Below are 6,000 nucleotides of genomic sequence, written 5' to 3' on the forward strand. Positions count from 1 at the left end.
CCGTTACGGGCCCTCCGGGACCCCCCGGGGCCCCTCCTGGGAAGCCGTGCGGAAGGCCGGGTGGGCCCCCAGGAACCGCAGGTCGTCCAGGATGTCGGGGGTGTGGTCGGAGACCACACGGCCGCTCCAGGTGTCGACGAGCGCCGGAACGGTCGGCGTGCCGTCGAAGTGGTGGCCGGCGGCCTCGTAGGCCAGGCGCAGCGCGCCCTGCCCGTCCGCTGCGGCGTCCGCGCCGAGGAAGGTGGCGCGGACGGAGTCCTCCAGGCCCAGCAGCGCGAGGGCGGCGCGCACGCGCAGGGAGCGCGGACAGCCGGCGCGGAGGTAGAGGTGGTAGCGGTGCGGGACCGGGGAGAACCCGGCCCCGATGCGGCCGCGCGGGGCGGGGGCCGGGCCGGTGCGGGGCAGGACGGTGTGCGACATGACTCTCCTGGGGCGGCGCGGGTGGGCCTGGGCAGGGCGGTGCCCCGGGCGACGGCGCGGTGCGCGCCCGGTACGGGGCACTCGTCGGTGCGAGGAGTCAGCCGCGGCGGCCGAATGCGCTGCACACGCGCAGGAGGTCGATGTGCAGGCGCCGGGTGAGCCACCAGCGCCGTGGGGCGGGGGTGGGCCGGGGGCTCCGTAGGGGCCGGGGGGTCACGGCCGCTGCGTCCGCCGTCCAAGCCGGATTCACCGGTGCCCCACCCCCGTCCTGTCCCGCCCGCCGTCCACCGCAGTCTCGTGGCGGGGCCGGGGGCCGTCAAGAAGGCGGTCGCGTCCGCCCTCGGGGGAAGTCCCGCGCCCCTGGGGCTCCCCGGGGCCCGCGCACGCGGGCCGCGGGGTGGTCCGCATCACGAGACCGTCGGCCGTGATGGGGTTTCACGGGACTTTCAGCGGTCAGACGCGGTGCAACCCACGGAAAGGAACTGCCATGACCGACGTCTCACATCTGCCCGGCGCCGCGCACCACTTCTGGCAGTGGCAGTCCCGGGCGGCTTGCCGGAACCTGGGATCCGGCCGGTTCTTCCATCCCGCCGGTGAGCGCAGCGAGGACCGCAAGGAGCGGGACGCCGCCGCCAAGCGGGTGTGCGCGGGCTGCCCGGTCCGGACGGCCTGCCTGGAGCACGCACTGCGCACCCGCGAGCGGTTCGGCGTCTGGGGCGGTCTGACGGAGGAGGAGCGCCAGGAGCTCCTCGCCCCGGCGCGCGTCGCGGCCCGGGCCGGCGGCTGAGCCGACCGGACCCTGAGAGGGCCAGACCCCCTAGGCCGGGGCTCCCGAGGTGAAGCGGCGGAGCAGCGGGGAGAGCACGAGGACCGACTTGGTGCGTTCCACGAAGGGCTCGCCCGCGATGCGCTCCAGGACCCGCTCGAAGTGCCGCATGTCCGAGGCGAAGATCTGGACGAGGGCGTCCGCGTCGCCGGTGACGGTCGACGCGGACACCACCTCGGGGTAGCGCTCCAGTCCTCGCCGGATGTCGTCCGGCGAGGTGTTGTGCCGACAGTAGATCTCGATGAAGCCCTCGGTCTCCCAGCCCATGGCCGCGGGATCCACGCGCACGGTGAAGCCGGTGATGGCGCCTTCGGCGCGCAGCCGGTCCACGCGCCGCTTCACGGCGGGGGCGGAGAGCCCGACCTCGGAGCCGATGTCCGCGTAGGAGCGGCGGGCGTCCTCGGCGAGGGCGTGCACGATGCGTTCGTCGAGATCGTTCAGTCGCACGGGGGGTGGATCACTTCTGTTCAGCGGCCTCCGCGACCAGGGCGGTCACGGCGGCCACAGTGGCCAGGCTGGAGCGGCGCATGCCGTAGAAGAAGTAGATCACGAGCCCGACCGCCATCCAGCCACCGAAGACCAGCCAGGTGATTCCCGGCAGCGTCAGCATCAGGTACGCGCAGAGGATGAAGCCCACGATCGGGGTGGCCGGGAAGAGGGCGACCTTGAAGGTGCGGTTCATGTCGGGGCGGGTGTAGCGCAGGATGACGACGGCCACGTTGACCAGGCCGAAGGCGAAGAGCGTGCCGATGCTGGTGGCGTTGGCCAGTTCACCCAGCGGGATGAACGCGGCGAGCAGACCGCAGAAGAGGCAGACGATGATCGTGTTGGCCTTCGGCGTGCCGGTCTTCTCGTCGACCTTGGCGAAGGCCTTGGGCATCAGACCGTCACGGGCCATCGCGAACAGGATGCGGGTCTGGCCGTAGAGCACGGCGAAGACGACGCTGGCGATGGCGACGACCGCGCCGGCGGCGAGGACGACGCTCCAGAAGGCGTTCCCGGTGACGTTCTCCATGATCTGGGCCAGGGCGGCCTCGCTGCCCTCGAAGTCCTGCCACGGCATGGCGCCGACGGCGACGACGGCGACCAGGCAGTACAGCGCGGTGACGATCAGCAGCGAGAGCATGATCGCGCGGGGCAGGTCCCTCTTCGGGTTCTTGGCTTCCTCACCGGCGGTGGAGGCGGCGTCGAAACCGATGTACGAGAAGAACAGCATCGAGGCGGCCGTTCCGATGGCGGTGACGCCGAGCGGGGCCAGCGGGGTGTAGTTGCCGGCCTTGATGCCCATGAAGCCGATGACGATGAAGATCACCAGCGTGACGATCTTGACCCCGACCATGATCGAGTTGATCCGGGCGCTCTCCTTCGTCCCGCGCAGCAGGAAGACCATGCAGAGCAGCACGACGACCAGGGCGGGCATGTTGATGTAGCCGCCCTCGCCCAGCGGGGCGGAGAAGCCCTGGGGGATGGTGATGCCGAGCGTGCCGTCGAGCAGCTCGTTGAGGTACTGGCCCCAGCCGACGGCGACGGCCGCGACCGAGACGCCGTACTCCAGGACCAGGCACCAGCCGCAGACCCAGGCTATGAGCTCGCCCATGGTGGCGTAGGCGTACGAGTACGAGGAGCCCGAGACGGGGATGGAGCCCGCCAGCTCGGCGTAGGAGAGCGCCGAGAACAGTGCGGTCAGGCCCGCGACGATGAAGGCGATCCAGACGGCCGGGCCGGCGATCGGGGTGGCCTCGCCGAGGACGACGAAGATGCCGGTGCCCAGGGTCGCGCCGATGCTGATCATGGTCAGCTGCCACATGGTGAGCGAGCGCTTGAGCGCCCCGCCCTCACCCTGGCCGCCCTCGGACACCAGCTGCTCCACCGGCTTGCGGCGCAGCAGCGGGTTGAGGGGCCGGGGGGACTCGGAGGCGAGCGGCGGCGCCTGGCCTTGGTCGAGCACGAGGGGACTCCTTGTCACTGCGGATCGGGGAGGTCGGGGATGAGGCGTCGACCGCGACGGTCCGGAGCAGGACAGGGCCCGACGGGGGAAGGGCCTGAGCATGGCGGACCGCCGAGCAGGCGATCCGCGCCACTCCACGTACAGCGAGTGAGCCTACGAGCTGAGTGATACCGCCCGTAATGCACCATCCTTGCACATTGGCGCACGATCGTTGCGCGGATCTGTCCTGGATGGTCCTTCGTTGCGTACGGATGATCGATCGCTGCGTAAGCCGCCGAAAACGTCGTTCTTGACAGTGCGTCAGATCTGCCGCAGCGTGCCGTCGAGGATCTGGACAGCTGAAACGCTGCCCGCGTGCGTGACGGGGCAGACGCTGGTGATCGACGACGGGCGTCGGCGTGACGTTCCCGTATCCGACGAGCGGAGGCGAAGAGTGAGGGCCGACAGCACGGACAGCGCCGACGGCGCCTATGGCACGGACAGCACCGAGTGCACCGAGGGCGGCGCCGACGCGCGGTGGCAGGATCCGCTGCCCTTCCTGCGCGGGGTCGCCTGGCTGCACGAGGGGCGTCCGGTGCGGGCCGACCCGGCGGACACCATGCGGCTGCCCTGGGACACCGGCGAGCGCTCCACGCTGCCCATCGGGGTCCGGCTGGAGTTCACCACCGAGACCGCGCGGGCCGTGGAGATCCGCTACCGGGCGGCCGTGCCCGGCGCCACCGACGCCCTGCGCGACCTCGCCCACGCCTTCGCGCTGTGGGACCGGCACGGGCTGGTCACCGAGGTGCTCACCGACCCGGCCGCGCAGGCCGTGGTGCGGATCGGCCTGGGCGGCGGCCACGGCCCGTTCACCCTCCACCTGCCCGAGACGCAGTCCCCGCTGGTCCTCGCGGTGCGCGGGATCGGCGGCCCCCTCACCCCGGCGCCGCCCGCCCCGCGGTGGGTCGTGCACGGCGACTCCATCACCGAGGGCTGGTGGTCCACCCGCCCCGCGCACGGCTGGCCCGCGGTCACCGGCCGCGCGCTCGGATGGGACACCGTCAACCTCGGCTACGCGGGCGCCGCACGCGGCGAACTCGCCACGGCCGAACAGCTCGCGGGGCTGCCCGCCGACGTCCTCACGCTCGCCTTCGGCACCAACTGCTGGTCCCGGGTGCCCTTTTCGGCGCCCCTGCTGTACGAGACCACGCGCGCGTTCCTCGAACTGGTCCGGCAGGGGCACCCGCGGACCCCCCTCCTGCTTCTCTCCCCCGTCCTGCGGCCCGACGCCGAGCGCACGCCGAACAAGCTCGGTGCCACCCTGGGCGCCCTGCGCGACGCGATGGAGCGGGCCGTCCGGGAGCGGATCGCCGCCGGGGACGACCGGCTGGCCCTCCTCCCGGGCAGGGACCTGCTCGCTCCCGAGCACCTCGCGGACGGGCTGCACCCCAACGACGAGGGACACCAGGTCCTCGGCCTCGCTGTGGCCACGGCCCTGCGGCGCGCCGGGTTCGGTGCGGACTGAGTGAAACAGCCCACACCGTCCCCAGTGAACAGCTCTCTCCCCGCACGGCGTGTCCTGGGCAGAGTCGGCTCCGCCAGGACGGTGGGTGCGACGGAACACCACACGTGGGAGAGATCAAGATGGGCATCAAGCGCGGGACCACCCTCGCCGCGGCCGCGATCACCGTCGTCCTCGCTGCGACGGCCTGCGGCTCGTCGGACGACAAGACCGGCTACGCGACCACACCGGCCGCAGCCGCCTCCCAGGCCCCGGCGGCCTCCGACGGCGGGCCGGCGGCGGGCGAGCCCGCAGGGCAGCTGGCGATCGCCGCCAGTGAGCAGCTCGGCCAGGTCCTCACCGACAGCGCCGGTCTGACCCTCTACCGCTTCGACAAGGACACGGCCCAGCCGTCGAAGTCGAACTGCGAAGGGGACTGCGCGCGGACCTGGCCGGTGGTCGCCGCGGGCGACGCCACCGCGACGGCGGGCATGGACCCGGCGCTGCTGGGCGAGGTGGTGCGCGGTGACGGCACGAAGCAGCTGACGGTGGCCGGCTGGCCCGCGTACCGCTTCGCCAAAGACGCCAAGGCGGGCGACTTCAACGGCCAGGGCGTCGGCGGGGTGTGGTTCGCGTTCGCGCCGGACGGCAAGAAGGCGGCGAAGGCGGCCACGGCCCCCGGCGGTACGGCCCCGGGCGGTACTGCCCCGGGTGGTACGGCCCCGGGTGGTGCGGCCCCGGGTGGTGCGGCCGGGGCGGGTGCGGCCCTGTCCGTGGCGAAGGACCCCAAGCTGGGTGAGCACGTCGTCGACGGCGCGGGCATGACCGTCTACCGGTTCAAGCCGGACACCGCGTGGCCGATGGTCTCCAAGTGCGTCGGGGACTGCCTGACCAAGTGGCCGGTCGTCCCCCCGGTGGACAAGGCCGACGCCAAGGGCATCACCGAGCGCAACTACCTGGTCCTGGACCGCCCGGACGGCAAGAAGCAGCAGACCGTCGACTGCTGGCCCGTCTACACCTTCACCGGCGACAAGAAGCCCGGTGACGTCAACGGCCAGGGCGTGGGCGGCACCTGGTACGCCGTCGCCCCCGACGGCAAGCTCATCACCGTCCAGTAGCCTCCCCGCCCCTCCCGACGCCCCTCTCCCCCACCACGGCCGCGCGGCCCCCACCCCACCTCCCCCGGGGCGGGGGCCGCGCCCCGTGCTGCCCGTACCGCCCCTAGGCCGTTTCTTCCGGATCTTGCCGGGCCCGCGCCGCCCGGCACCGCACCTCGCCGCGTTGTCGGGGCGCCCGAGTACGTCCCGTACACGGGCGCCCCTCCGC

The 6,000-nt window shown here is 72.8% G+C and carries 6 protein-coding genes; 3 read left to right on the forward strand and 3 right to left on the reverse strand.

The genetic code is table 11. The features are described 5' to 3' along the window. Positions 1–3: 3 nt before the first annotated feature. Positions 4–420, reverse strand: a complete 417-nt coding sequence (locus AC07DU_RS30530; protein WP_479114943.1) for a hypothetical protein — start codon at positions 418–420, stop codon at positions 4–6. Between the two features lie 487 nt (positions 421–907). Between AC07DU_RS30530 and AC07DU_RS30535 the strand changes: the two genes are divergently transcribed. Then, entirely contained in the window at positions 908–1,207 is a 300-nt protein-coding gene (locus tag AC07DU_RS30535; protein ID WP_360902302.1) for a WhiB family transcriptional regulator, read from the forward strand. A 30-nt stretch (positions 1,208–1,237) separates the two neighbouring features. On the opposite strand, the gene AC07DU_RS30540 is transcribed toward AC07DU_RS30535, so the two are convergent. After that, entirely contained in the window at positions 1,238–1,693 is a 456-nt protein-coding gene (locus AC07DU_RS30540) for an Lrp/AsnC family transcriptional regulator (RefSeq protein WP_030027017.1), read from the reverse strand. Positions 1,694–1,703: 10 nt separating this feature from the next. Next, positions 1,704–3,194, reverse strand: coding sequence for an amino acid permease (locus tag AC07DU_RS30545; protein ID WP_479031340.1), 1,491 nt, complete (start codon positions 3,192–3,194; stop codon positions 1,704–1,706). A 529-nt stretch (positions 3,195–3,723) separates the two neighbouring features. Here AC07DU_RS30545 and AC07DU_RS30550 point away from each other — a divergent pair. Beyond that, on the forward strand, positions 3,724–4,698 hold the full coding sequence (locus AC07DU_RS30550) for a GDSL-type esterase/lipase family protein (RefSeq protein WP_479031882.1): 975 nt from the start codon (positions 3,724–3,726) through the stop codon (positions 4,696–4,698). Between the two features lie 119 nt (positions 4,699–4,817). After that, positions 4,818–5,792 (forward strand): SCO0930 family lipoprotein, encoded by a 975-nt coding sequence (locus tag AC07DU_RS30555; RefSeq protein ID WP_479114945.1) that lies wholly within the window; start codon positions 4,818–4,820, stop codon positions 5,790–5,792. The last annotated feature ends 208 nt before the right edge of the window (positions 5,793–6,000 follow it).

The sequence above is a fragment of the Streptomyces sp. NPDC045695 genome, from assembly GCF_056432025.1.